20 protein-coding genes are annotated in these 25,703 nt (G+C 63.0%); 9 read left to right on the forward strand and 11 right to left on the reverse strand.

Going from position 1 to position 25,703, the window contains the following annotated elements:
• Window positions 1-194 precede the first annotated feature (194 nt).
• Complete coding sequence (gene cydC / locus AC0VX3_RS17055; protein ID WP_475521513.1) at window positions 195-1,955, reverse strand: thiol reductant ABC exporter subunit CydC; 1,761 nt, start codon at window positions 1,953-1,955, stop codon at window positions 195-197.
• Window positions 1,952-3,769: a thiol reductant ABC exporter subunit CydD gene (cydD, locus tag AC0VX3_RS17060; protein ID WP_475521514.1), complete on the reverse strand. Its 1,818-nt coding sequence runs from the start codon at window positions 3,767-3,769 to the stop codon at window positions 1,952-1,954. Before cydD ends, cydC begins: the two co-directional genes overlap by 4 nt.
• A 250-nt stretch (window positions 3,770-4,019) precedes the next feature.
• On the opposite strand from cydD, the gene AC0VX3_RS17065 reads away from it, so the two are divergent.
• Window positions 4,020-4,373: a hypothetical protein gene (locus AC0VX3_RS17065; protein WP_348143155.1), complete on the forward strand. Its 354-nt coding sequence runs from the start codon at window positions 4,020-4,022 to the stop codon at window positions 4,371-4,373.
• Between the two features lie 81 nt (window positions 4,374-4,454).
• Here AC0VX3_RS17065 and AC0VX3_RS17070 read toward each other — a convergent pair whose 3' ends face one another.
• Window positions 4,455-5,954 (reverse strand): CoA-acylating methylmalonate-semialdehyde dehydrogenase, encoded by a 1,500-nt coding sequence (locus tag AC0VX3_RS17070; protein WP_475521515.1) that lies wholly within the window; start codon window positions 5,952-5,954, stop codon window positions 4,455-4,457.
• A gap of 321 nt (window positions 5,955-6,275) precedes the next feature.
• On the opposite strand from AC0VX3_RS17070, the gene AC0VX3_RS17075 reads away from it, so the two are divergent.
• Window positions 6,276-7,157 carry a LysR family transcriptional regulator gene (locus AC0VX3_RS17075; RefSeq protein WP_475521516.1) on the forward strand — a complete coding sequence of 294 codons (882 nt, stop codon included), beginning with the start codon at window positions 6,276-6,278 and terminating at the stop codon, window positions 7,155-7,157.
• A gap of 45 nt (window positions 7,158-7,202) precedes the next feature.
• Here AC0VX3_RS17075 and AC0VX3_RS17080 read toward each other — a convergent pair whose 3' ends face one another.
• Window positions 7,203-7,808 carry a thiamine phosphate synthase gene (locus AC0VX3_RS17080; protein WP_475521517.1) on the reverse strand — a complete coding sequence of 202 codons (606 nt, stop codon included), beginning with the start codon at window positions 7,806-7,808 and terminating at the stop codon, window positions 7,203-7,205.
• Between the two features lie 64 nt (window positions 7,809-7,872).
• Window positions 7,873-8,415, reverse strand: coding sequence for an AAA family ATPase (locus AC0VX3_RS17085; RefSeq protein WP_475521518.1), 543 nt, complete (start codon window positions 8,413-8,415; stop codon window positions 7,873-7,875).
• Window positions 8,416-8,563: 148 nt separating this feature from the next.
• Between AC0VX3_RS17085 and AC0VX3_RS17090 the strand changes: the two genes are divergently transcribed.
• Complete coding sequence (locus AC0VX3_RS17090) at window positions 8,564-9,499, forward strand: pirin family protein (protein WP_475521519.1); 936 nt, start codon at window positions 8,564-8,566, stop codon at window positions 9,497-9,499.
• On the opposite strand, the gene AC0VX3_RS17095 is transcribed toward AC0VX3_RS17090, so the two are convergent.
• Window positions 9,468-10,430, reverse strand: coding sequence for a DUF6030 family protein (locus AC0VX3_RS17095; RefSeq protein WP_475521520.1), 963 nt, complete (start codon window positions 10,428-10,430; stop codon window positions 9,468-9,470). The genes AC0VX3_RS17090 and AC0VX3_RS17095 overlap by 32 nt on opposite strands.
• A 176-nt stretch (window positions 10,431-10,606) precedes the next feature.
• Here AC0VX3_RS17095 and AC0VX3_RS17100 point away from each other — a divergent pair, with 176 nt between their 5' ends.
• Both AC0VX3_RS17100 and AC0VX3_RS17105 read left to right on the forward strand, forming a co-directional pair.
• The gene (locus AC0VX3_RS17100; protein ID WP_475521521.1) at window positions 10,607-11,311 is read left to right on the forward strand and encodes a class II aldolase/adducin family protein; all 705 of its coding nucleotides are present in this window, start codon (window positions 10,607-10,609) and stop codon (window positions 11,309-11,311) included.
• 1 nt (window position 11,312) lies between these two features.
• Complete coding sequence (locus AC0VX3_RS17105) at window positions 11,313-12,206, forward strand: ROK family protein (protein ID WP_475521522.1); 894 nt, start codon at window positions 11,313-11,315, stop codon at window positions 12,204-12,206.
• A gap of 28 nt (window positions 12,207-12,234) precedes the next feature.
• Here the strand turns inward: AC0VX3_RS17105 and AC0VX3_RS17110 are convergent, their stop codons facing one another.
• Entirely contained in the window at window positions 12,235-13,137 is a 903-nt protein-coding gene (locus AC0VX3_RS17110; protein ID WP_475521523.1) for a DMT family transporter, read from the reverse strand.
• 336 nt (window positions 13,138-13,473) lie between these two features.
• Between AC0VX3_RS17110 and AC0VX3_RS17115 the strand changes: the two genes are divergently transcribed.
• Complete coding sequence (locus tag AC0VX3_RS17115; protein WP_475521524.1) at window positions 13,474-14,049, forward strand: MarR family winged helix-turn-helix transcriptional regulator; 576 nt, start codon at window positions 13,474-13,476, stop codon at window positions 14,047-14,049.
• Between the two features lie 218 nt (window positions 14,050-14,267).
• Window positions 14,268-15,035 (forward strand): FKBP-type peptidyl-prolyl cis-trans isomerase, encoded by a 768-nt coding sequence (locus AC0VX3_RS17120; RefSeq protein ID WP_475521525.1) that lies wholly within the window; start codon window positions 14,268-14,270, stop codon window positions 15,033-15,035.
• Between the two features lie 124 nt (window positions 15,036-15,159).
• Here the strand turns inward: AC0VX3_RS17120 and AC0VX3_RS17125 are convergent, their stop codons facing one another.
• The 3 genes from AC0VX3_RS17125 to sthA all read right to left on the reverse strand — a co-directional run bounded on the left by AC0VX3_RS17125 (window position 15,160) and on the right by sthA (window position 18,126).
• Window positions 15,160-15,762: an amidohydrolase family protein gene (locus AC0VX3_RS17125; protein WP_475521526.1), complete on the reverse strand. Its 603-nt coding sequence runs from the start codon at window positions 15,760-15,762 to the stop codon at window positions 15,160-15,162.
• Entirely contained in the window at window positions 15,752-16,582 is an 831-nt protein-coding gene (locus AC0VX3_RS17130) for an amidohydrolase family protein (RefSeq protein ID WP_475521527.1), read from the reverse strand. The genes AC0VX3_RS17125 and AC0VX3_RS17130 overlap by 11 nt, the downstream gene beginning before the upstream one ends.
• A 143-nt stretch (window positions 16,583-16,725) precedes the next feature.
• Window positions 16,726-18,126: a Si-specific NAD(P)(+) transhydrogenase gene (gene sthA, locus AC0VX3_RS17135; protein WP_342894296.1), complete on the reverse strand. Its 1,401-nt coding sequence runs from the start codon at window positions 18,124-18,126 to the stop codon at window positions 16,726-16,728.
• Window positions 18,127-18,839: 713 nt separating this feature from the next.
• On the opposite strand from sthA, the gene AC0VX3_RS17140 reads away from it, so the two are divergent.
• Together AC0VX3_RS17140 and AC0VX3_RS17145 are read left to right on the forward strand one after the other, a co-directional pair.
• Entirely contained in the window at window positions 18,840-21,026 is a 2,187-nt protein-coding gene (locus AC0VX3_RS17140) for an anthranilate synthase component I (protein ID WP_475525196.1), read from the forward strand.
• Window positions 21,027-21,357: 331 nt separating this feature from the next.
• Window positions 21,358-22,374 carry a hypothetical protein gene (locus AC0VX3_RS17145; RefSeq protein ID WP_475521528.1) on the forward strand — a complete coding sequence of 339 codons (1,017 nt, stop codon included), beginning with the start codon at window positions 21,358-21,360 and terminating at the stop codon, window positions 22,372-22,374.
• Between the two features lie 123 nt (window positions 22,375-22,497).
• Here AC0VX3_RS17145 and amt read toward each other — a convergent pair whose 3' ends face one another.
• Entirely contained in the window at window positions 22,498-25,695 is a 3,198-nt protein-coding gene (gene amt / locus AC0VX3_RS17150) for an ammonium transporter (protein WP_475521529.1), read from the reverse strand.
• Window positions 25,696-25,703 lie beyond the last annotated feature (8 nt).

Consider the following 25,703-nt stretch of genomic DNA (forward strand, 5'->3'; position numbering starts at 1 on the left):
GAACTTGTGAATTTTCCGCCGGTCCGGTCAAGACAGCCCCGGCGATCCCACACGTCGAACCGCAGGCATGTGCCATCGATGAACCGGCTGAAATACCGAGTCTTCTGTTGCCCGGATGGTGGCGCAGGGGCCTGACAAGGTCAATGCAACTCTTCGCACACCACACTCCGCAGATGCTGAGACCCGCAGACGCATCACGAGGCCTGCGGAGCGGACAGGATCGCCTGTTTGTGCCGGTCTGCCCCCGGTGCCGATCGGACCGGAAACCGCACGATCCGGTCTGCCCTTGAGAGTTCCCGCCGTTTGTGCGCTATCATCAGAACCGCAGCCGTGCCTCTGGCTGCGAAGAACCGGTCGAGAACCTCGGCGGCGGTCCGCGCATCCAGGCCTTCCGTCATTTCGTCCAGAATGAACAGCGCCGGCTGCGTCAGCATGGCGCGGGCAAGGGCAAGGCGGCGCTGCTCGCCTCCGGAAAGACCGATCCCCCCTTCCCCGAGCACAGTTTCCAGTCCCAGCGCATTGCCGGCAATCCGCTCCGCCAGGGCCGCCTGTTCCAAAGCCGTCCAGAGCTCTGCGTCGCTCGCCTCTGCCCTGGCGATGCGCAGGTTTGCGGCCACTGTGTCGTTGAACAGGTAGGGACGCTGGCCGAGAACCGTCACCGTTCCGCGCAGGGTCGCTTCGGGAATGTCTGCCAGGTTCCTGCCTTGCAGCAAGATACGACCGGTTTCAGGAGTGAGCATCCGGGCGGACAGCGCCGCGACCGTGGATTTTCCGCAACCGCTTGGCCCCGAAATCGCGACCACTTCGGACGTGTCGATGTGGAAGGATAGCTTCTCCAGAACATCACGCCGCGCTCCGGGGTAGCCAAAGGATACATCCCGAAACGCCAGGACATCCACCGCGTCCTGCCGCTGAAGTCCGCCTGTTTCTTCGTGGAGACCGGTATCCGCAGCGCCAGTTCCCCCGGCGCCAGTGTCCGCAGTGCCTGTGTCCACCACCCCTGTGTCCCCGAGCAATCCGATCGTGCGGTCAGCGGCAAGCGCGATACGCGGCAGCCGGGACAGGCCCGGCAGCAGGAGCGCGGCCACTTCGGGCAGCGCCATCACCACCAGAACCAGGGCAACGGCAAGGGCGGCGCCGATCTCACCCGATGCCGCGCCCCAGATAGCAACCGCCAGGGCCGCAGCCAGAAACACCTGCCCGATCAGGCCGGAAGCTGCGCCAAGGATCAAGATACGCCGCTCCTCCGTGTCTTCCGCGGCTTCAAGGCGCTCTCCGGCCGACAGCACAGCTTGCGCGGCCACATCCAGGCCGCCGTAGATGGCAAGATCCCGACGGCCGGCGACCAGATCCGCCGTGCGCAGGCGCATGGCTTCCAGCGCCGCATCCGCCCGCCGGGCGGCTTTCCTGTCCGCCCGCGCAAAGGACAGCCAGGCCAGCATCGCCCATGCGCTCAAGAATGCGATGCCGGTGATCAGCACCGGCACGGATATGCCCGCCCACCACCACAGCAGTGCAGGAGCAAGAACCGCAGCGAGCGCGGCGGGTACGACAATCCGCAGATACACCGTGTCGAGAGCGGCAATATCGAGCGTCAGCCGGTTGAGCAGCAGACCGGACCGCGCGCCGCGCTTGCGGCTGGCTGTGAACCCGGTGAAGACCTGGTTGCGCAAGTTTGCCAGGAACCGGAACGTGGCGTCATGGGTCAGGACACGCTCGCCGTATCGTCCCCCGGTGCGCAGGATTGCCAGCCCGCGAATGAGCGCGCTCGGTACGAAGATGTTCAGGAACGCACCGGTCAGGCCGGCGATTGCAGCCGCCGTAATGAACCAGCCGGAAACACCCAGCAGGAGAAGGCCCGCAGCTGCGGGCAGCAGCGCAACCAGGATCGCCAGCACGAAGGCGACGCGGTCATGGCGAAACTGGGCGCGAATGATTTCCCGGACGGCTCTCATGTCACCGCCTCCTGATGCCGGACGACAGGATACGCGCCCAGGTCGATCACCCGTCCCGGCAGGTCGAGAACAGCCGGATCGTGGGTTGCGATGACCGTCGTGCGGCCCTGCGCGAGCCGGGTCAGGCCTCCGATCACCGCTGCGGCGGTGTCCTCGTCCAAGCCTGACGTCGGTTCATCGGCAAGAAACAGTCTGGAATGGTGTCTCAGGGCGGCCCGGGCCAGTGCCACGCGCCGGATTTCTCCGGCCGAAAGGCCGAAGCCGTCTTCGCCCAAACGTGTCGCCAGTCCCTGCGGCAGGCGATCGACCAGTGGCAGGGCCCCGGCCAGATCAAGTGCCGTCCGGATGTCCGCGTCGCTGACTGCCGCGGGGTCGCCCGCACCCTTGAGAAGATTCGCTCTCAGGCTGCCGTGAAACAGCCGCGGTGCCTGACCGAGCCAGCTTACGGATTGCAGAAAGTCCGGGCCGTGTTGCCCGGGCGCGAGGCCGCCGATCCTGACCTGCCCCTTGCCAGGCAGGTGAAAGCCCAGAATCGTGTCCAGGAGGCTGGTCTTGCCGCTGCCGCTTGCCCCGGTCAGAAACACGGTTTCTCCCGGTTCGATTTCCAGAGTGAGATCTTGAAAGACCGTGCGTGCCCCAAGAACGAGGCTCACGGACCGCAACGAGATTGCCGGGGGTTGCGTCAAGGCAGGGGTTTCTTCCCCGACCCTGAAGGTCTTCCATTGTGCGGGGACGGCCACGGGCTCGGATATGGGCACGGGCGCGGCCCCTGCCCGGCCTTGCATCAGGATCCGGGACAGTTTGTCCTGTGCGGCCAGCCCCCCGGCCCGGTCGTGATAGGCCGCGGCATAGGCCCTGAGCGGCGAGAAGAATTCCGGCGCGAGCAACAGGATGAACAGGCCGGTGGCATAGCCGAGCGGCTGCCCCCAGGTTCCGGTCGATATTTCACCGAGAAGGGAAAAGCCGACGAAAACGGCGCAAAAGGCGATGCCGAGCGCGGAAAAAAGTTCCAGAACCGTCGATGACAGGAAAGCGATCTTGAGGACACGCATCGTGCCTGTCCGGAATTTCTCTCCCGCGCCGGCGATATCCTCGCGGGTTCGCTGCAGCGCCCCGAACAGTTCCAGGGTTTCGAGCCCCCGGATGCGGTCGAGCAGGACCCCGCTCAGGCGTGTCAGTTCCTCCTGCTGGTCCGCGCTGGCAGCTTTGGCCTTCGTGCCGATGAGTGCCATGAACACCGGGATCAGAGGACCGCAGATCAGCAGGATCAGGGCGGCAAGCCAACTGAACCAGGCCGTTGCAAGAACGATCCCGAGCGGCACCAGTTTCAAGCGGACCGTCTGCGGGACGAAATTGCCGTAATAGGGACCCAGATGGCCGACCTGCTCGGTGACATGGGCTGCGAAGGCACCCGACGCCGGAAACGCCGCCGCGGGCGAGCAGTCGGCCGCCGCCGCCAGCAACTCGGCGCGTGCACGGCTCTGCAGGCTGCGCGCGGCTTTCCGGGCCAGATCCAGGCCAGTCTTCTGCAGCACCACCCGGACGATCGCAATGAGCACAAGTCCTGCCAAGGATCCCGCGAGGGATCCAGCCAGCGGAGCGGAGCGGATGCTGTCCGGCGGGAGGCCATCCCCCGTTCCATGAAGGGATGTCACCATGACCCCGAAGGCAAAGGCGATCAGTCCGGCCTGGGGAATCCAGAGAAGATCGGCGACCGCCAGCAAGACGCCCCCCCGCGACAAGGCCTTGCGCTCACCTTCAACCGGATGACCGATGCCCGTATCCGGATCCGAATTCGTTTGCGTTGTCGCCACCGGTCCGGCTCCGGCGTCCCCACCCTGCTCAACGTTTTGTTTCATTGGCTCTTGATGTCGCGCTCCCCTCGCGAATTCAAGCGGCAGATTGCCACGGTTTGAGCCGAAGCGGACTGAATTTATCCGCCTTTGTTGCCGACATGGTGCGTTTTCCAGAGCTGACAGCACTGCGCCGGCTTGCATCTGTCCGCCAATTGACCGCCAATACCGCGAGCCGGGCACTCGACACCCCTCCCGGCGGGAGAGCGTCATGAGCAGCAGCAAACCCGGTATCGGTGACTACACCTTCATCATTATGGCGCGTGCGCTTGCCTCATTGGTCCTGGCGCTTGGCGTGACTCTGGCAGTCGTGCTGTCGTTTTCGGGCGCCTACGTGCAGGCTGCAATCGGTCTGATCCTGTTTCTGTTCCTGGCATTCTGGACGAGTTGCCTGATCAGGGATTTTGCCGCCGGAAAAGTCCTGCTGCCCCCGGTTTACCTCCACCGTGCGCGGCAGACGACTGCTTTCTGGTTTTTCTTCTGGCTTTACGGCGTCCTGATTCTGGCCCTGGTCGCCGGGGCCTGGTGGTACCTGCCCGGGACCGCGATCCAGTCCGTTTCCTGAAGCCGGTCCGCTTTCTCAACGAAATATGGCGCTCCCGGCCGAGGCCGGAAGCGCCATTCAGACTTCAACGCGCAGCGATGTCTACTTCATCGTCGGAATGGAGAACTCGGCACCGTCCTTCAGGCCCGACGGCCAGCGGGAGGTCACGGTCTTCGTGCGGGTGTAGAACTTGAACCCGTCGGAACCGTGCTGGTTGAGGTCGCCAAAGCCGGATTTCTTCCAGCCGCCGAACGTGTGATAGGCAAGCGGCACCGGGATCGGCACGTTGATACCGACCATGCCGATGTTGATGCGGGAGGCAAAGTCACGGGCAGTGTCGCCGTCCCTTGTGAAGATCGCCGTGCCGTTGCCGTATTCGTGGCTCATCGGCAGGTCGAGGGCTTCCTCGTAGGTCTCGGCGCGGATAACGGACAGCACCGGTCCGAAGATCTCGGTCTTGTAGATGTCCATGTCTTTCGTGACATTGTCGAACAGGCAACCGCCCATGAAGAAGCCGTCCTCATAGCCCTGCATGGAGAAATCCCGGCCGTCGACGACGAGCTTGGCACCTTCCTTGATGCCCTGCTCGACCAGGCCCTTGACGCGCGCAAGCGCCTCCTTCGTGACCAGCGGGCCGAAGTCGACATCATTGCCGGCCGTGTACGGACCGATCTTCAGGGCCTCGACCTTCGGTGCGAGTTTCTCGATCAGCGCGTTCGCCGTGCTTTCGCCGACCGGAACCGCCACGGATACGGCCATGCAGCGTTCGCCGGCCGCGCCGTAGCCGGCGCCGATGAGCGCGTCGGCGGCCTGATCCATGTCCGCATCCGGCATGATGATCATGTGGTTCTTGGCACCGCCGAAGCACTGGGCGCGCTTGCCGGAGGCCGTCGCGCGGGAATAGACATACTGCGCGATCGGGGTGGAGCCGACGAAGCCGACCGCCTGGATCGTCTCGTCGTCCAGAATGGCATCCACGGCGCTCTTGTCGCCGTTGACGACGTTCAGGATACCGGCGGGCAGACCGGCCTCGATCATCAGTTCGGCGAGCATGATCGGCACGGACGGATCGCGCTCGGACGGCTTCAGGATGAAGCTGTTTCCGGCCGCGATCGCCGGACAGAATTTCCACATCGGGATCATGGCAGGGAAGTTGAACGGCGTGATGCCGGCGACAACGCCGAGCGGCTGGCGCATGGAATACATGTCGATGCCCGGCCCTGCGCCCTCGGTATATTCGCCCTTCAGGAGATGCGGCGCGCCGATGCAGAATTCGGCAACTTCCAGGCCGCGAATCACGTCGCCCTTGGCGTCCGGCAGGGTCTTGCCGTGTTCACGGGACAGCGCCTCGGCCAGCTTGTCCATGTCGCGGTTGAGCAAGTCGACGAACTTCATCATCACACGGGCACGGCGCTGCGGGTTGGTCGCTGCCCAGGCCGGCTGCGCGGCGGCGGCATTGCCGATGGCAGCGTCCATCTCCTGCTGGCTGGCGAGCGCGACCTGTGCCTGTACTTCGCCCGTTGCCGGATTAAAGACATCCGCAAAACGGCCGGACGTGCCCTCCACGCGCTTGCCGCCGATAAAATGACCGATCTTCTGCATTTTCCGTTGCTCCCAAATGTCCTGACGCGCAGGCCAAGCTCTTGTGCGTTCTGTATGCCGTCTTTCTGACTTTTATTTTTGCATCAAACAAGCCGCAGATTTCCGGTTCTGTTGTGCAATTTTTGTAGTTATGGCAGAATTTCCAAATGCGCTCGCCCGAAAATACACCCGTCTTCCAGAACGATAGATGCAATCCCCCCCGATTGTCATCCGCAGGTCTCGACCGATCGCGCGGTCAAGACATGGCTTGCCGGACAAAACCACCGGCTCAGGTTGATCGGGGACCGAGGCTAAGCCCGCCTGTCATGGAGCCCTTTTGCAATGAATTGGGATGATATCCGTGTGTTCCTGGCCATCGCCCGCACGGGACAGATCCTTGCGGCCGCCCGGCGGCTGGGCGTGAACCACGCGACGGTTGCCCGTCGGCTCACGGCCCTGGAAGAAAGCCTGGGCACCCGCCTTTTCGACCGATCAACGTCCGGATGTGTTCTGACCGAAGGCGGCAGCCGTTTCTTTGAACGGGCGGAACGCATGGAAGGGGAAGCCGTCGCCGCCCAGGCGGATCTTGCGGGCGACACGCCCGGCATTGGCGGCACTGTGCGTATCGGCGCGCCGGACGGGTTCGGGGTTGCCTATCTCGCACCGCGCCTGGGCAAGCTCACCGAAAGGCATCCGGGCCTGACGATCCAGCTCGTCCCCATGCCCCGCTCCTTTTCGCTGTCACGTCGGGAAGCCGACATAGCGGTCACGGTCGACCGGCCGGAAACCGGGCGCCTCGTCGCGGGCAAACTGGTGGACTACGCGCTCGGCCTTTACGCCTCCAGGAGCTATCTCGACCGGCAAGGCACACCCGGAAATGCCAGCGATCTAAGCGCGCACGACCTGATCGGCTATGTGGAGGACATTCTCTATTCGCCCTCGCTCAGCTATGGCACGGAGATAACGCGCAACTGGTCGGCCCGGTTCGAAATCGCCTCCGCCCTCGGCCAGACAGAGGCGGTGCGCGCCGGCGCGGGCATCGGCATCCTGCACGATTTCATCGCCCGCGGAGATCCCGGCCTTGTTGCGATACTGCCGGAAATCAAGATCCACCGGGCCTACTGGATGGTGACCCATGAAAGCTCCCGGCCCTTGCGCCATGTGGCCGCCGTCAGGGATTTCCTGCGCGACCAGGTCGCGTGCGACAAGGCGATATTCGCCTGAGCGGCACCCGAAGTCGAAGATCTTTCTGATCGGGCGCCCCGACCTTCACCGCCATGTTTCGGTCAGCGCAAGCCACGCCCGTGTCCTGGCTTCCGGGTCCTGATTGCCGGTGACGTTGGAAATGACGGCGGCCGCGTCGGCGCCGTGTTCAAAAACGCCCGACACCCTTTCCAGCGTAAGGCCGCCGATCGTGACAAGAGGCAGTCCGCCGATACGCCTCTTCCATCCACCGATCCTGTCCAGACCCTGGGGGGCCCATTTCAGGTCTTTCGAGACGGTCGGGTAAACAGGGCCCAGCGCCACATAGTCCGGTTCGACGGCAAGGGCCGTGTCGAGTTCATCGCCGTCATGGGTGGAAACACCCAGCTTGAGACCGGAGTTGCGAATGGCGGCGAGGTCCGCGTCGGCAAGATCTTCCTGACCCAGATGAACGAAATCGCAGCCTTCATCGATGGCAAGGCGCCAGTGGTCGTTGACGATCAACTGGCAATCGTGATCTTCGCAGACCGCTTTCGACGCGGCGATTTCATGGCTCAGCCTGTCTTGCGGCGCATCCTTGATACGAAGTTGAACCAGCTTGACGCCAAGCGGCACCAGCCGCGCGATCCACTCGGAGCTGTCGACGATGAGATAGAAAGGATCGAGTTTCATGCTTGCACCGCCCTGCCGGTAAAAAATGTTGCCGGACCTGCCATGTCGCCCAGCACGCTCGCTGTCAAGGCAGGCGCGCGGGTTCAGTGGCGTCCGCGAGGCCGTCGAGGAATTGCCTGACGTCGGCGAACGTTTCCATCCGGTGGACCGTCAGATGAGCCGGCGGCGCGCGAAAAATGGCTTCCAGCTTGCGCCGGGAGCTGTGACGTGTTCGCCAGATGAAATAAAAGAACTCGAGGGTCTGCAGGTTGAAACGTTCCACACAGCCGTCCGGGAGGTCCGGGCGGCTGCGGCCACGATATCTCACGGATCGGCGCAACACACGAAACAGGCGCCGGCCAACGGGCACATCAAGCCAGATGAAGGTGTCGGCGCGGGCGGCCCTTTCCTTGTAGGTCTTCGAATGTCCGCCTTCGAATATCCAGCGGTCCAGAACATGCACTTCACGGATGAGCCGGTCCTTTTCCACCTCCGAGCGTGCGGCCCAGTCCGGCCCGTGGTGGATCTTGTCCATGTGATGAACCGGCAGACCGGTTTTCTTGCCAAGCGCACGCGCGAGCGTGCTCTTGCCGGATCCAGGGGCACCGACGATCATGACGCGTTTCATGATGACCTATCCAAATTTGCGCGAAGGGCTGGCCTTTATAACGATCCCTGCAGCATTGAAAAGGCGGAAACGCACTGTTCAATGGACATTCTGACGGAGAGGACCTTATCTGAGTTTCAGACGCACATTCATGTTGAGGGAATGGCAAATGAGCTGGTTGAACACCCCCGACCCGGTCGCCGGCAACGCCGCGAGCTGCGATCCCGTTGAAATGGTCATCGTGCCGCGAACCTCTGATCTCGGCGGCTTCTCCGTGCGTCGAGCGCTGCCGTCCGTGCGGCGGCGCATGATCGGTCCGTTCATTTTCTTCGACCAGATGGGACCGGCGGAACTACTTGTCGGCGGCGGTATCGACGTGCGCCCGCATCCCCATATCGGTCTTGCAACGGTGACCTATCTCTTCGAGGGGGAAATGTATCACCGCGACAGTCTGGGAACTGAAATCGCTATTGCCCCGGGCGCGCTGAACTGGATGAGCGCGGGCAAGGGCATCGTTCATTCCGAGCGGGAGCAACCTGACCGCAAGATGCTGAACCGGACGTTGTTCGGACTGCAAAGCTGGGTTGCCCTGCCAAGGCATCTTGAGGAAGGAGAGCCGTCCTTCCAGCATTTCGGGTCTCAGGAGCAGCCGGAATTTTCAGACAAGGGCGCCTCCGTCAAGCTGATCGCCGGCGAACTCTATGGCCACAAGGCTCCGGTGACGACCGCTTCGGACATGTTCTACGCGGACATTTGTCTTGACCCCGGCGCGAAAATTCCACTCGACGCCAGCTGGGAGGAACGCGGACTCTACACGGTTTCCGGCCGGATCACCATCGCCGGCCAGAGCTTCGATCCGGCGCAACTGCTTGTCTTCAAGCCGGGCGATCACCTCGTCATCGAGAACAACACTTCGATACCCGCGCGCTTCGTCGTGCTCGGCGGCGAGCCGATGGACGGCAGGCGCTACATCTGGTGGAACTTCGTGTCCTCGTCCAGGGAACGCATCGAACAGGCCAAGGAGGACTGGCGCACAGGCCGTTTCGATACTGTTCCAGGCGACGCGGAGGAGTTCATTCCCCTGCCCGACCGGTCCGGTCCCTGACCTCCCAGCCACTTTCAAGCGGCGGCGCCTGGCGGAACTTGTCCGCAGGGCGGATCAGGTCCGGCTCGCCAAAATTCATGATGATGTTCAGGCGCCCGCTGGCAAGCGGATCTCCCGTCAGGGCGGGATCCTCGGGTGCCACGGACACACGTACGCCGTGGTGGCTTGTTTCCAGTTTCCGAAACCCGGCGACAGCGGCGCGAAACCTGTCCGGCATCGTCCAGCCAAAGCGGTCCGCGAGCGCATCGATCACCAGCCAGACCGCATCGAGCCCGATCTGCTTCTGGCGCGGATCCTCGACCACCAGCTTGATACGGAGATAGTCGATGCTGTCCTCGGACGAACCACGCAACAGGAAAAACAGGGTCGTGGAACCGTAGTCCACGCTCGGTGTCGTCAGGGGCACCAGATCGGACGCGCACTGCCAGCGGCCTGTCTGGAACGGTGCCCTGTGCCAGCCCTGATTTGCGAGACCAAGCGCGCGCAACTCGTCGCACAGCGTATCCGGCGCGCCGTGAAATCCGCGCTTCAATTCGGCGGCCAGCTCCGGCGCCGGATCGAGCAGGGCCTCGCGCTCCCTTTGCGGCAGAGGTGACAGCGGATCGGCCAGACGTGGAGCGGTGTCCCCCGCCACGTCCTGCCGCAGATGCAGGGCAATCCCCGCCAGCGCGAAGCCCATCATGAGCAGCGCAAGTGTTCCCCAGACATAAAAGGCCGTTACCTGAGGCCTGCCGGCAGCCGGCGGGTGCGCCCGGTTGTCCGGCTTGTCCCGTGCAGGGGCCTGGAGGTCGTCTGCTTCGGACTCGGCCCATCGCGGGCCGGTGCCGCGCGCTGCGGGCCGTCCGCCGGGGCGCAGGTCTTCGCGGCCGTCACCCGGTACCGGTCTCCAGGCCTTGAGCCGCTCCCAGACCCTGTTCGCGAGTCCCGTCATTTCCGTTCAACTCGCCTTGCCACCCGACCGGAGGGCCGGGGATTGAGAATTTATCGAAGCAAACTCTTGAAAACGCAACCGGATAGCTGTCATTTAGGCACCTGTTCAACGATCCTCCTGCAATCCGGCCCGAGCACATGTGCACAGGTCCGCAGATTCAGCCTACAAGGTTCAGAATGTCCACCTTCCCAGTCGACTCAGCCGATCTGCGCCGCGAAATCATCGAGACCACGCGCGCATTGCCCCGGCTGGGACTGACCAAGGGCACCTCCGGCAATGTCAGTGCACGTACAGATTCCGGCTTTTTGGTGACCCCGTCGGGAACACCCTATGAAGAGCTGCGCGACGACAGCATCGTCGCCCTTGATTTAAAGGGACGATACCGGGGGGACATTCTGCCTTCTTCCGAATGGCGCATGCATCTGGACTTCTATCTCGCCAGGCCGGAGTGCGGCGCGGTCGTTCATTGCCACAGCCCCCGCGCCACCGCCCTGTCCTGCCACCGGCGTGGAATTCCGGCCTTTCACTATATGGTCGCGCTTGCGGGGGGCGACCGGATCGCGTGCGCGGACTACGCCAGCTTCGGCACGAGGGCCCTGTCGGAAGCCATGGTCGCGGCGCTTGGTTCGCGCAATGCCTGCCTCCTTGCCAATCACGGACAGATCGCCGGTGCGCCGACGCTCAAGAAGGCACTCTCGGTCGCCGAGGGCGTCGAGGATCTGGCAGACCAGTATCTGTCCGCGCTTTCCCTCGGAGATCCGGTCCTGCTCGATGATCGGGAAATGGCCGAAATCCTGACCAAATTCAAAAGCTACGGCAAACAGGCGCACGAACTCGCCGATGGCCCCGCGGCTTTCGAATTGCCAACACGGATGGACTGACATGCGCCTGGGTATTGACTGGGGTGGGACCAAAATCGAGATCATCGCGCTGTCCGACGCGGGCGCGGAGATGTTCCGGCAACGGCTGGACACCCCCCGCGACGATTATGACGGCTGTCTGCACGCCGTTCGGCATCTGGTCGAGGCGGCAGAACAGGCCACGGCCGAAACCGGCACGCTCGGCCTTGGCATTCCGGGGTCTCTGTCCCCCAAAACGGGTCTGGTGAAAAACGCCAATTCCACCTGGATGAACGGCAAGCCGCTGGACAAGGATCTTCAGGCGGTCCTTGGCCGGCCCGTGCGCATCCAGAACGATGCCAACTGCCTGGCTGTCTCGGAGGCCACAGATGGCGCGGGCGCCGGGGGACATGTCGTTCATGCCATCATTATCGGCACGGGCTGCGGTTCCGGCATCGCGATCGACGGCAAAGCCCACCTTGGCGCCAACGGCATCGGCGGCGAATGGGGCGCGATCACCGTGCCCTGGCTGACAGCGGAGGAATTTCCCGGACCGGACAGCTGGATCGGGCACAAGGGCGTTATCGACCGCTGGTGCTCGGGCACCGGGTTTCAGCTCGACTACAAGGACAGGACCGGACACCTTCTGAAGGGCCACGAGATCATGGCGCTGAAACGCACCGGCGATGCAACGGCGGTGAGAGTCTACGAGGCTTATGTCAGCCGTCTCGGACGCTCCCTGGCCATGTCCGCCAATCTGCTGGACCCGGACGTGTTCGTGCTTGGCGGCGGCATGTCGAACATCGACGAACTCTATGACGACCTGCCGGCGGCCATGCTGCCCTTCATCTTTTCCGATACGTTCGAAACACCTATCCGCAAGGCTGTTCATGGTGACAGCTCAGGCGTGCGCGGTGCGGCCTGGCTGTGGGGCTGAGGCCGCCGGCAAACCGCGTTTCGCCTGATCAGGACGCGCCCCGGCGCAGGGACACCAGAACGATCCCGGCGCCGACCGAAGCGACGGCGGCCAGTTTCGCCATGTCCGGCACCTCGCCGAACACCAGATGCCCCAAACCGAGGCCGACCACAGCCGCCACCGACCCTATCTGGCTGAGATAGACAGGACCTGCCGTCTGTTGCAACCTGAAATAGAGCCCGTACTGCAAGGCAAAGATTGCCATCTGGGCGATCAGGAGGCCGAGACTGGCGAGGCTCCAGGCAATCGGCGTCAGCGGGATACCCGCCATCGCATTGAACAGGGCGAGCGCGGTGAAACCGGCCGCCATCATGCCGAGAGCGAGATCCACCGGTCGCGCGCCCACCGGCCAGCGCAGGGTCCGGTAGATGTTTCCAACGGACAGGAAAACCGGGATCGACAGGGCAAACATCGTCCACCAGGAGGCGTCGACATCAAGGTCCTTGCCTGAAACCGCCAGCAGCACGGCGCCGGCGAGACCGGCCAGCACCCCTGCCCCGCGCAACGCCTGAAGCCGTTCAAGACGCAGCAGCACGGCAAAGGCATAGGTCAGGACCAGCGGGAAGGCAAAGCTCAGTGACACGAACCCCGCGCCGACCCTGGGAGCGGCTGAGAAGGCGATCATGTTCGGCGCAATGAACAACACCCCGCTGACAATGAGATAGACGGCAAGTTGCCCTGTGTCCGGCCGTGCGCGCCCCGGTCCGGCGCGGCGATATCGTGGCATGGCAAGCCGTGTGATCACGAAGAGACCGGCCGCACCGCCGAGAATGGACCATTGCAACAGGGCCAGGGGATGCCACCCGGCCGCAGGTGCCGCCTTGGCAATCACCGTGGAAACCGCGAGAAAGCTGCCGACGACAAGGAGCAGCACCACAGGCTGTTCAAACATCTTCACGGCCCCGGACGGGGTATCAACTTGTCCGTGACCGGAACCATCTGCTTTCAATGTCCGTACGGATCTGATCGGGGCTGTCATCGCATTGTCCTTTCACGACACTCGTCAGCGCCGTCACAGTTCCGCGCGCTTCGGACATGAGATAACCTATTTTATCTTTATTTCAAGATTCTTGATTTAAAGATTCTTGATTTTCATTGACATTCGACGGTGCTGCGGTCAGGTTTCCGGCAAGGAAACAACCTGTTTTCAGCGTGTTGACCCGCATCCGGCACATACCGGGATCCAGGTTCCCCGGATGCGCGGACTGACTGGATCGGACACTTTTCCATGAGCAAGCAATCACGAGATCCGGCCCCTTCCAAGGAAGCCCTGTTCGGGGATCCGGAAGATCTCCTCACCGACCGTGCCGAGCGGGCCCGGCGGCAATGGCAAAAGGAAATGCCGGAAGTCCGTGACCGGCTGTCGCCAATGGTGCTGCTCGGCCGGTTGAGCGAAGCCGCACAGGTCATGAGCCGTGACTATCTGGCTCCGGCCTATGCGGAGATCGGGCTCAAGACCGGCGAGTTCGATGTTCTGGCGACCCTGGTGCGCTCGGGTCCACCCTACAAGCTGACCCCCACCGAACTGTACCGGACCACGATGATGAGTTCCGGGGGCATGACCGCCCGTCTCGACAAGCTTGAAAAAGCCGGTCTGATTGAGCGGACACCCCATCCGGACGACCGCCGTGCCCTGTCGGTCTGCCTGACCCCGAAAGGCCTGACCCTGATCAAATCGAAGATCCCGGACTATATCGAGGTTCAGCACGGGGCGGTCGACGGACTGAGCGCGGAAGAACAGCAGCACCTGTCCGGCCTGCTTGAAAAACTCCTGCGCTCGGCGGAAGAAAAGAAGTTGCCTTAGGCTGTGGACCTGCCGCGGCTTCTCCTGATGAGGTTTTCCCAGGGCCGATCCACGTGCCGCTCACCTGAGGGTGCCCGGTTCTCTCACGGCTGCGTCGTCCCGTCCTCTTGTCAAAGATCCGCCATCAAATAGCGTTGAATTGCAATCCCGCCGCCAATCGTGAACCTTGGCGGCAACTTTTCGCACAAAGATACAGACCGCAAGCAGGTGATGACCCGATGATCATGAAATGGCTGGCCGCCCTCGCCCTTCCCGCCCTTTTGACGGTATCCGCCGCCGCCCAGGAAGAGATGCAGATACGCGACATCGAAAAAGGCACCGGCGAGGAGGCCAATGTCGGCGAGACGGTGGTGGTGCATTACACCGGCTGGCTGATGGACGGCACCAAGTTCGACAGCAGTGTCGACCGCGGTACGCCGTTTTCCTTCACGCTCGGCGAGCGCCGGGTGATCCCGGGCTGGGAACAGGGCGTCGAAGGCATGCAGGTCGGCGGCAAGCGAGAGCTGATCATTCCGCCGGACATGGCCTATGGCTCAAAGGGCGCCGGTGGCGTCATCCCGCCCGATGCCACGTTGAAATTCGAGATCGAGCTGCTTGACGTCAAGGCGAAGAAGTTCTCCGACATCGGCAATGAGGACCTGAAGGCGAAACTTGCGGCGGGCACCACCGTGATCGACATACGCCGGCCGGACGAATGGAAACAGACCGGGGTCATCCCGGGCAGCCATCTGCTGACCTTTTTCGACCAGGACGGCAAGGTGAACCCCGGTTTCGGCGCGGAGCTGCAGAAACTGATCTCCGGCCCGGCAGATGAACTCGTCCTTATCTGCCGCACCGGCCGGCGCAGCCAGATGCTGTCCGAATATCTCGCCGGCCAGGCCGGCTTCACCAGGGTCGCCAATGTCGAAAAGGGCATCACCAGCTGGATCCAGGACGGCGGCGAGGTCACGGACGCGCAGGCACCGGAAAATTGCTGGTTGTGCTGAACGGCTGAATACAGTCCCGTGGAGCGACCCGCTGCCGTTCGGGATGGCAAATACGGAGAACTTCGCGATGACCTTGCCGGCAACACGTGCTGACGGGTCCTGAACCTCTCCGGAGCGAAGCCGCCTATTCTCCCGCCGCCAGTTCCAGACTGAGGCGATTGTGGTCCCGTATCACCGGTTCCATGTCCAGGGTGACCACCTCTCCGTCCTGAACGATCACACGCCCGTGGACAACCGTTGTCTTCGCCACCTGCGGGGCGCAGAAGACTGTGGCAGCGACAGGATCGTGGAGAGCCCCCGCATAATTCAGCGTCGTCAGGTCCAGCGTGAAGAAGTCGGCGCATTTTCCCGGCCCCAGGGAGCCGATGTCCTCGCGGCCGAGAACGGAGGCACCGCCCAGTGTTGCCAGTTCCAGAGCCTCGCGGGCCGTCATCCATTCCCCGGCTCTCGAAGGATGTGACGGCGGCAGAAGGGCTTGCCGGTCCGTCCCCTCCGCCGGCCTCAGGCCCAGTTCCAGTCGGGCAAGCAGCATCGCCTGACGCACCTCGGCCAACATGCCGGAGCCGTCATTGGAGGCCGAGCCGTCGACGCCGAGGCCGACCCGGACACCCGCGGCCATGTATTTCTTGACCGGGGCGATGCCGGACGCCAGCCGCATGTTGGAACAGGGGCAATGGGCAGCGCCGCAGCCGGTCTGCGCGAACAGCCGGATCTCGTCATCGTTCACATGGATCGCATGGGCGAACCAGAACGTCCGGGCCGGTCCAGTCGAGCCCTTCCATCCAGTCCACCGGCCGCTTGCCGAAACGCTCCAGCGTGTAGCGTTCCTCGTCGGAGGTTTCGCACAGATGGGTGTGCAGCATCACGCCCTTGTCGCGGGCAAGACGCGCACTCTCGATCAACAGATCCCGGGAGACGGAAAAGGGCGAACAGGGCGCCACGACGATGCGGGTCATCGCACCCGGGCCGGCGTCATGATAGCGGTCGATCACCCGGACGGTGTCCTTCAGGATCTCTTCCTCGTCCTCGACGCAGTCGTCCGGCGGCAGACCGCCCTTGCTTTCGCCAAGCGACATGGAACCGCGGCTGGCGTGAAAGCGCACGCCGATCTCCCGCGCCGCCTCGATCTGGTAGTCGACCTTGTTGCCGCTCTGGAAAAGATAGGTGTGGTCGAACACGGTGGTGCAGCCGGACAGCGCCAGTTCGGCGAGACCCACGAGGGTGCTGGCACGCGAGGCATCGGGATTGGTCCGCGCCCAGACCCTGTAGTGGGCCTGCAGCCATGGAAACAGGTTGGTGTTCTGGGCCGCCGGCAGATTGCGTGTGAGCGTCTGGTTGAGGTGATGATGGGTGTTGACGAGGCCCGGCAGGACAATCTGTCCCGAGGCGTCGATCACCCGGTCGGCCGTTTCCGGCAGGTCTTGCATCGGGCCGACCTGCCGGATGATGCCGTCTTCGGCATAAAGCCCGCCACCGGCGATCTCGCGGCGGGCACCGTCCATGGAGACCAGCATCTCGGCGTTTTTCACAAGCAGGGTCTGCGGCATCGTCGATCCTTGGATGGGCCTAAAGAAAGGAAACTTCACTGTTCAAGCTAACCGGTCGCACGGCCCGGCGCCATTTTGCGAAAGTTGAAGCTGTTTCTTGTGAAAGGCGGCAGAGCGTTCCGGATCGGCGGTCGGGTTCCGTCTCACTCTTCCTGCGGCGGCATGCGGTTCCAGGCGTCGAGGGCGGCGATCTTGTAGGCTTCGGCGAGTGTCGGGTAGTTGAAGGTGTTCTCGACGAAATATTCCAGCGTGCCGCGCAGATTGAGAACCGCCTGGCCGATATGCACCAGCTCGGTCGCCCCTTCCCCGACAATATGGCAGCCCAGCAGGCGCCGCGTCTTGAGTGAGAAGATCATTTTCAGGAGACCGGTATCCAGGCCCATGATATGCCCGCGAGAGGTCTCGCGGAACCGGGCGACGCCGCATTCATAAGCAATGCCGCGTTCACGGATTTCTTCCTCTGTCATGCCGACGGTGGAGATTTCCGGGACCGCGTAGATGCCGTAGGGAAAATATTCCGGCGGATCGTAGGCCTTTTCGCCGAGCGCATGGCAGGCGGCAATGCGGCCCTGTTCCATAGAGGTCGAGGCAAGGCTCGGGAAGCCGATCACGTCGCCGGCGGCGAAAATATGCGGGACATTGGTCTGGAAGGTCATCGGATCCACCTGGAGCCGGCCGCGGTGGTCGACCTCAAGGCCGCAATTTTCCAGTTCGAGGGCGGGCGTTGCTCCCATCCGCCCGGCGGCGAACAGGACCACGTTCGAGCGCACGCATCGCCCGCCTTCCAGCGTGATCTCGCAATTGCCGGGTCCGTGTTTCTCGATCCGGTCCACTTTTGAGCCGAAACGCAGCGCCATGCCCCGGTCGCGCAACTGATGGGTGAAATCCGCCACCAGTTCCTTGTCCAGAAAATCGAGCATGGTCTCGCGCGGTTCCACCAGCGTGACATGCACATCCAGCGCGGAGAAGATCGAGGCGTATTCGACGCCGATGACGCCAGCCCCGATGACCGCGATCGATCGCGGCAGCTCGTTCAGGTCCAGGATATCGTCACTGTCGAGGACATATTGACCGTCAAACGGGACATAGTCCGGGCGAAACGGTTTTGTGCCCACCGCGATGACAAACCTGTCTGCGGAAAACGTGTGGACTTCACCCGCGTCGCCTTCGACCTCGATCTTGTGCGGATCGACAAAGCGGGCTTCGCCGCTGATCGTGTCGACCTTGTTGCGGGCAAACTGGTGTTCCAGCACCTCGACCTCGTGATCAAGGGTGATGTGGAGGCGCGCGCGCAGGTCGGCGGCGGTCAGGTCGTCCTTGACACGATACGCCCGGCCGTAAAAGCCGCGCTCGCGCCAGCCGGTCAGATTCAGGACCGTCTCGCGCAGGGTCTTGGAGGGGATGGTGCCGGTATGGACCGACACGCCGCCGACGCGGAGCCCGCGTTCGACCACAAGAACCTTGCGGCCGAATTTGGCGGCCTGGATCGCGGCACGCCGACCGGCCGGTCCGCTGCCGATGACAATCAGTTCGTAGTGTTCCATGCGCCCCTCATCATGCCCTGTCCGCCGCACTCTTCACCGGCACCACGCGCCGGACAGGTGCCGGACACGCACCTGTGCATTCCCTGGTGTTGTTGCATCGCAAAGACCGCATCCTTGCCAATCGGTCAAGCCGGGACCGGGAATCGCACCAGCTTGACCTGCTTCGATCTGTGGAGTTTGCCGGATCTTTCGTTAAAATGCCGACAGCATCACGACGAAACGAAGGGGACGCAGTGGCTTTCATGCGCTTGAGCCTGTTCACAGCGGTCTGTAGCGGCGTGTTCCTCGCGGCATGTTCACTCAATGCCCAGACGATCAGCACCATGACCCTCAATGCCCCGGCGCTCGACTTCAGGACAGCCGTGGCATCCCCGTCCGGCGCGAAGATGAGGGTCCGGTCAATTGCGAACCGGAGACTGGAAAACGGCCGCTGCGCCGACTGCGCCCGAGACCTGATTGCGCCCGGCGAGAGGCGCGCGCAGCCAACAAATCCGTTGCCATCTCAGGCCCCTTCGGCTATGCCTCTTGGCATGAACACGATCCAGAAGGCAGCATGGTGGTGGCGCGGCGCGAAATAGGCGGCCAGCGATCAGTCATGCTCTGAACGGAACATAGATCAAACCAAAGGCCGCCGCGGGATACCGCTGGCGGCCTTGATGCTTTATAAGGCCGCCGGCGCTTCCAGGCAGCCACCAGAACGGGACCTGAAGAACATGCCGGTGCTGGCCGACAAGACCTATGAAACCGCCAGCGGGATCACCATCCTGCGAACCTCGCGTCCGTCCGACTATGAAACGGGAACGTCCGAATGGATCGACCGTCTGGACACCGAACTCGGTGCGGTCCTGTCCTCGTCCTATGAGTATCCCGGCCGCTACACGCGCTGGGACATGGCCCTGGTCAATCCACCGCTGGTGCTGGAGGCGGCCGACCGGCGGGTGGAAATCCGGGCCCTCAATGAGCGTGGCAAGCTGTTGCTGCCCGCCGTCGCCGCGGCGCTGAAACCCCACCCGGACATCGCAACCTTCGAGGCCGGCGATACACGGATCGACCTGAGCGTGAAGACACCGGACAGGCTGTTCAACGAGGAAGAGCGATCCCGTCAGCCCTCGACCTTCTCGATCGTCCGGGCGATGCGGGACATGTTCGCCTGCGATGACGACCAGCTCGGCCTCTACGGTGCCTTCGGCTACGATGTCGCCTTCCAGTTCGAGCCGATCGATCTGAAACTGCAAAGGCCGGACGACCAGCGCGACGTGGTGCTGTTCCTGCCGGACGAGATCCTGATCGTCGATCACCACGGCAAGCGCGCCCATGTGCTGGAATACGACTTTGTCGTGAACGGCCGGACAACCAGGGGCATGGAGCGGAGCGGCGAGCAACATCCCTACGCCCCCGCGAACCGGGACCCGGGCCGCGGCGATCACGAGCCGGGCGAATATGCGCGCCTGGTGGACCAGGCGAAGGATTACTTCCGCCGCGGAGACCTGTTCGAGACGGTTCCCGGCCAGACATTCTACGAGCCCTGCCCCAACCCGCCTTCCGCGGTCTGCCGCCGCCTTGGCCAGATCAACCCGTCGCCCTATGCGTTCTTCTTCAATCTCGGCAATGCGGAATACCTGGTCGGAGCCTCACCGGAAATGTATGTACGCGTGACCGGTGGCCGGCGGGTGGAAACCTGCCCTATTTCCGGCACCATCCGGCGCGGCAAGAATGCGATCGAGGACGAGGCCCAGATCCGCAAGCTTCTGAATTCCGCCAAGGACGAGGCGGAACTGACCATGTGTTCCGATGTCGACCGCAACGACAAGAGCCGGGTTTGCGTGCCGGGGTCGGTCAGGGTCATCGGCCGCCGCCAGATCGAGATGTATTCCCGCCTGATCCATACCGTGGATCACATCGAGGGCATCCTGCGCGATGACATGGACGCGCTCGACGCGTTCCTGTCGCACACCTGGGCCGTGACGGTCACCGGCGCCCCGAAACGCTGGGCGATGCAGTTCATCGAGGACCATGAAAAATCATCCCGCGCCTGGTATGGCGGTGCCATCGGTGCCGTGCTGTTCAATGGCGACATGAATACCGGACTGACGCTCAGGACCGTGCGCATCAAGGATGGCCTGGCGCAGATCCGAGCCGGCGCGACACTGCTCTACGACAGTGTTCCGGAAGACGAGGAAGCGGAGACGGAACTGAAGGCAGAGGCCATGCGCGCGGCGGTGCGCGAAGCCGGCCTGGCGACACGGGCCGCGGAAAAGCGGGAAAACAAGAAGCCGGGTCAGGGTTTGAAAATCCTGCTGGTCGACCACGAAGACAGCTTCGTGCACACGCTTGCCAACTATTTCCGGCAGACCGGCGCGGAGGTTGTCACTTACCGGTCGCCTGTGGCGGACCATGTTTTCCACGACGTCAATCCGGACCTGGTGGTGCTGTCGCCCGGCCCCGGCAAACCGCAGGACTTCGATTGCGCGGCCACGATCGGGCGCGCCCGGGCTCGTGCCTTGCCGGTTTTCGGCGTCTGTCTGGGACTTCAGGCCCTGTCCGAATATTTCGGCGCGGAGCTGGGCCAACTGGACATTCCGATGCACGGCAAACCGTCTGCCGTCACGGTCTCCGGCAATTCGCTGCTGTTCGACGGGTTGGACGCGCCGGTCATTGTCGGCCGTTACCACTCGCTGTTTGCCAAGCGAAACACGCTGCCGGCGGACCTGCGCGTGACGGCGGAAACGGAGGACGGCGTGGTCATGGCGATCGAACACCAGAGCGAAGCGATCGCGGCAGTTCAGTTTCACCCGGAATCGATCATGTCGCTGGACCAGGAAGCCGGTTACAAGATCGTGGAAAACGTCGTCAGCCGCCTGGTGATCCGGAAGAGCGAACTGGCCGCCGCATCGCTCTGATGGCCTGGGCGCGCAGTACCAATAGGCAAGCCGCAGGTTTCCCGGCCTGCGGCGCCTTGCGTGATGTGCCGGCGGCCAGCGGAGGTCAAGAGCGCCAATCGAACGTTGCATGGCCCTTTAACGCGCAGCTTTCGACAGGGACTTTCTTGCCTTCGGGATTCAGCGGCAGCAATTTCTGTAAAACCGAAATAATATTGATTAACAGACAGCACCAAATTTCAATGGATATACGCTTTTCAATTTAGACCGTCTTCACGTGAAGTCAGTATGTTTTCCGAATTCTGATGTATAACAGAATGCTGCATTTTACGTTGATTGTCTCGCGACCGACATGCTCTATCAGATCGGCCGGGAGCAACTTTCAGGTGTTCCCGCCCGCGTCATGGAACATCCGGTGAAACTGGGAGAACAGATGGCGGAAACCTACAGGGGAATGATCGGGCGGACGCGCGCTTCGCGCCCGGCGGCGCTGCTTGCGCCCCTTCCAGTCATGCTCGCCATGCTGGTGACCCCGCCCGTCCCCGCTCAGGCGCAGGACCAGCCTTCAAGCCAGAACCACGTCCTGGCGATCGGCATCTGCCCGCCCTGGCACACTCAATCCGTCGAGGTGTGCCGGCACAGTCTGGAAAAGGTGATGACGTCGCTGGCGCCAAGACTGGATGCCGACCCCGCCAACAGGCATGTTCTCGTCAATGAAGGCGCCAGTGCGCATGCGCTCAAGCTCAAGGCCACCGAACTTGCCAACACGCTCGGGCCGCGGGATCGCCTGGTCATCTATGCCAACCTGCCGCTCGGCCTGACGGATACCGCCAGCGCCGACAGTGCAAGCAGCTATGCGCTTGAACTGTGGGCGGAGGCAAAGCCGGAAACGACCGTTCAGGCCATCAGCGACGGCACCTGGATGTCGGCCTCCGCCTTCGCGGCGCTCGTGCATGCCATTCCGGCCGGCGAAGTCGTTCTGGTTCTGGACACCAACAATCCGCATGCGGTCGATATAGGTCTATTGGAAAGCCACAGCGTCGACCACAAGGACCGTCCCGAGGCTCTGGTGATCTCCTCCGGGCCCGGACAGGCGGCCAACTATTCGGCGGACAGGACAATTTCCCTGTTTGCCAAACACTTCTCGATCGCTCTTGAGGAAACGGACGGTTCCCTGCTGGATGTCATGACGGTCGCCGCCGGCGGCACGCGCCAGGCGGCGATCCCGATCTGCGCGGACCTGAAAGGAACGCTGGCGCTCTCCAGCGGTCCGCAAACCGAATGCGCCCAGGTGCCGGAAATTCACGATCCTGAAACTCTGTTGAGCCGGACCATGCTGATCCCGATCTCCGAAACCGATCTCAACTAGCGCACTTCCCGACCCTATTGAACCGCCCGGGAGCCTGAAAAGGCGCACCGGGCACGGCGGGCCGCAAAGCGCGTTGCGGTGCATCGCAGTCGGCGATGGTTCTGACCGACGCCCGGGCAGCGATCAGCTGGCAATATTCTTCTTGTTGGCCTCCTCGAAGACCTGCAAGCCGCCGAACTTCAGATCTTCGAGCGCCCTGGAGACCTCTTCGGGGATGTCACGGGAGAGCTTGCTGGTCGGCATGGGCATTCCGATCAGGTATCCTTGCGCCTCATGGCAGCCGCGTTGTGCCAGCATGCAGAGCTTTTCCGTATCCTCGACGCCTTCCGCGACGATACGCATGTTGAGGGCCTTGCCGAGCCGCACCACGGTTTCGATGATGGCCAGCGAGCCGTAGTTCCGCTTGGCCTCGGACACGAAGGACCGGTCGATCTTGATACAATCGAACGGGAACCGGCTCAGGTAACTCAGGGAGGAATAGCCGACGCCGAAGTCATCGAGAGAGATCTTCACCCCGATCGCCTTCAACCTGGTCAGGACGGACAGCGCCCTGGCATTGTCCTCGATCAGGGTGTTTTCCGTGATTTCCAGTTCGATGCGGCCCGCAGGCACTCCGGAGCTCTCGATCGCGCGCTCAACGTCGTCGACAAAATTCTTGTCGCGGAACTGAACCGGGCTGACATTGATGCTGATATTTGCTTCCAGGATGGTCCGGGAGGCTATGTGCAGCGCCTGTGCCAGAACGAATTTTCCGATCGCCACGATCTGTCCCGATGCCTCCGCGACGGGAATGAACTCCGTCGGGCTGACGATGCCGCGCTCGGGGTGGTTCCACCGGATCAGGGCTTCGTAACCGACGATCCTGGGCGCGGACAGGCTCATGCGCGGCTGGAAATACAGCTCGAACTGCCCGTCCGACAGGGCCATGTTCAGATCCTTTTCAAGGGCGCGGCGCTGACGAACCTCATCGCCCATGCCCGTCTGGAACAGGCAATAGGTGTTCCGGCCCAGGTTCTTCGCATTGTAAAGGGCGATATCGGCGTTGGAGATCACCTGATCCTCGGCATCCTGGCCACCGACCAGGGCAATGCCGATGCTCGCGCTCGGCTTCAGGACAAGACCCTGGCCGCAGTCGACCGGCTCGGACAGTTTCTGCACAAGGCGCAATGCCATGTCCTCGGCCTGGTTCGAGAACTGGATGCCGTTCTGTATGACCGCGAATTCATCGCCGCCGAGGCGCGAGACCGTATCCCCGTCCCGGCACGCCTGCCTCAGCCGGTCCGCCGTCACCCGGATCACGGTATCCCCGGCCGGGTGGCCGTGGAGGTCGTTGATGTCCTTGAAGCGGTCCAGATCGATGAGCAGCAGGGCAGCGAACTGCCCGTTCAACTCGCAGCGGCTGATCGCCTGGTTCAGTTCGGCGTTGAAGACCGCGCGATTGGGCAGGTCCGTCAGCGGGTCGTGTTGCGCCAGATGCAGGATCTGGGCTTCCGCTTTCTTGCGTTCCCTCAGGTCGACCAGCGCCGAAACCCGGGTCGGGATCCCGCGATAGGAAATCACCCTCGTGCGGATCTCCACCGGCACCCGTTCGCCGGAACGGCTGATCAGCGTGACCTCGCGCGGTTCCTTTTCGGCCTTGATCAGGTGCTCTTCAAGCGTTCCGGCAAGTTCGTTGTCGACGAATTCGTAGAGTCCGCGCATTTCGAGTTCGTTGATGTCATAGCCGATCAATTCTTCGAATGTCCTGTTGCCGTCCAGAATCCGGCCTTCCACCGAGATCACGATGGCGTCGAACGTGGCGTTGGCGAGCGCCGACAGGCGTTCGGCTTCCTCGCGTGTCCGCTTTGCGTCCGCGACCCTTGTGTGGGCCTGTTCCTCGCTTTGCACCGTGTCCATCAGGGCATTGAACAGGCGCGTCAGACGTTCTGAATCATCCCCCTTGGACACATCGAGCCGCATGGACAGGTCCGCCTTGCCGGCAATCAGACGGTCGAGCGCGTCCTCGACGTGTCCGATGCCCAGGCGTGTGCCATGCTCGGCCTCGTTGAGGCCGAGTTCCTCGCTGGCCGCATCCAGGCGCAGGGGCTGCAACCGGTTCACGAGCGACAGAAGGATCCAGCCGGCACCGAAGCACCAGATGAAACAGGCCACGACCCCGGCGAACTGGACCATCAGTTGCGGCAGACGCGCCCCAAGCGGCAATTGATCCACAGGCGCCAGCAGGGCAAGACCCAGCGTTCCCACAACCCCGGCGAAGCCGTGGACGCTGATGGCACCGACCGGGTCGTCGATCTTCAGTTTGCGCTCGAGGAACATGGCACCGAGGATGGCGACAGTGCCGCCGGCACCGCCGACGGCAATCGCCCCCAAAGGCGTCAGCACATGGCATCCGGCCGTAACGGCGACCAGGCCGCCCAGCAGTCCCGAGATCGAGTTTTCAGGCAGGATGACCTGATCCTTCAGGCGACCCATCACGTAACCTGCCCCGGTTCCGGCCGCCGCTGCCAGCACCGTGTTGGCCAGGATCTGCGGCACATCCCAGGACGCGGCCAGGGTTGAACCGCCATTGAAACCGAGCCAGCCCACGAACAGGATCAGCGCCCCGGATGTGGCCAGGACCGAACTGTGTCCCTGGATCCGGAATACCTGTCCGTCGGAAGCAAAGCGCCCGTTGCGCGGGCCCAGAATGGTGCAGGCGGCCAGAGCGATCCAGGCCCCGGTTCCATGGACCACGGTCGATCCGGCGAAATCCACGAACCCGGCGTCGGCAAGGACTGCCCTTGCATCCGCGAAAAGCGCGCCGCCCCAGGCCCAGTGCGCATACACGGGATAAATGAGCCCGGCGGTCAGCACCGAGCAGCAGATATAGGCCGACAGCCGCATGCGCTCGGCGACCGCACCGGATATGATGGTCGCGGCGGTGCCGCAGAACATGACCTGAAAGGCAAACACCGTCAGACCCCAGGGATCGAGACCCGAAAGTCCGAACAGGCGCGGGTCGAAACCGACAAACCAGCCACCGCCTGTCCCAAATGCCAGCGAAAAGCCGAAGATCGCGAAAATCAGCACGGAGACGGCAAGGTCGAGCAGGTTCTTCTGCGCGACATTGATGGAATTCTTCGACCGGACCAGGCCCGCTTCCAGCAGCATGAAGCCGACCTGCATCAGCAGCACGAGACTTGCCGCGAACAGAACCCAGACCATGTCGAGGCTTTGCTGAAAGGTTGCCGACGCCGCGAAGTCCGCAGCGTGGGCCGTGTCAGCCTGGATAAATCCGGCGATGCAAAGACCGGCTGTTGCAGCGGCCGTCCGCTTGATCATGAAACTGT

It is taken from the genome of Roseibium sp. QJM3NY_11 (assembly GCF_056173175.1).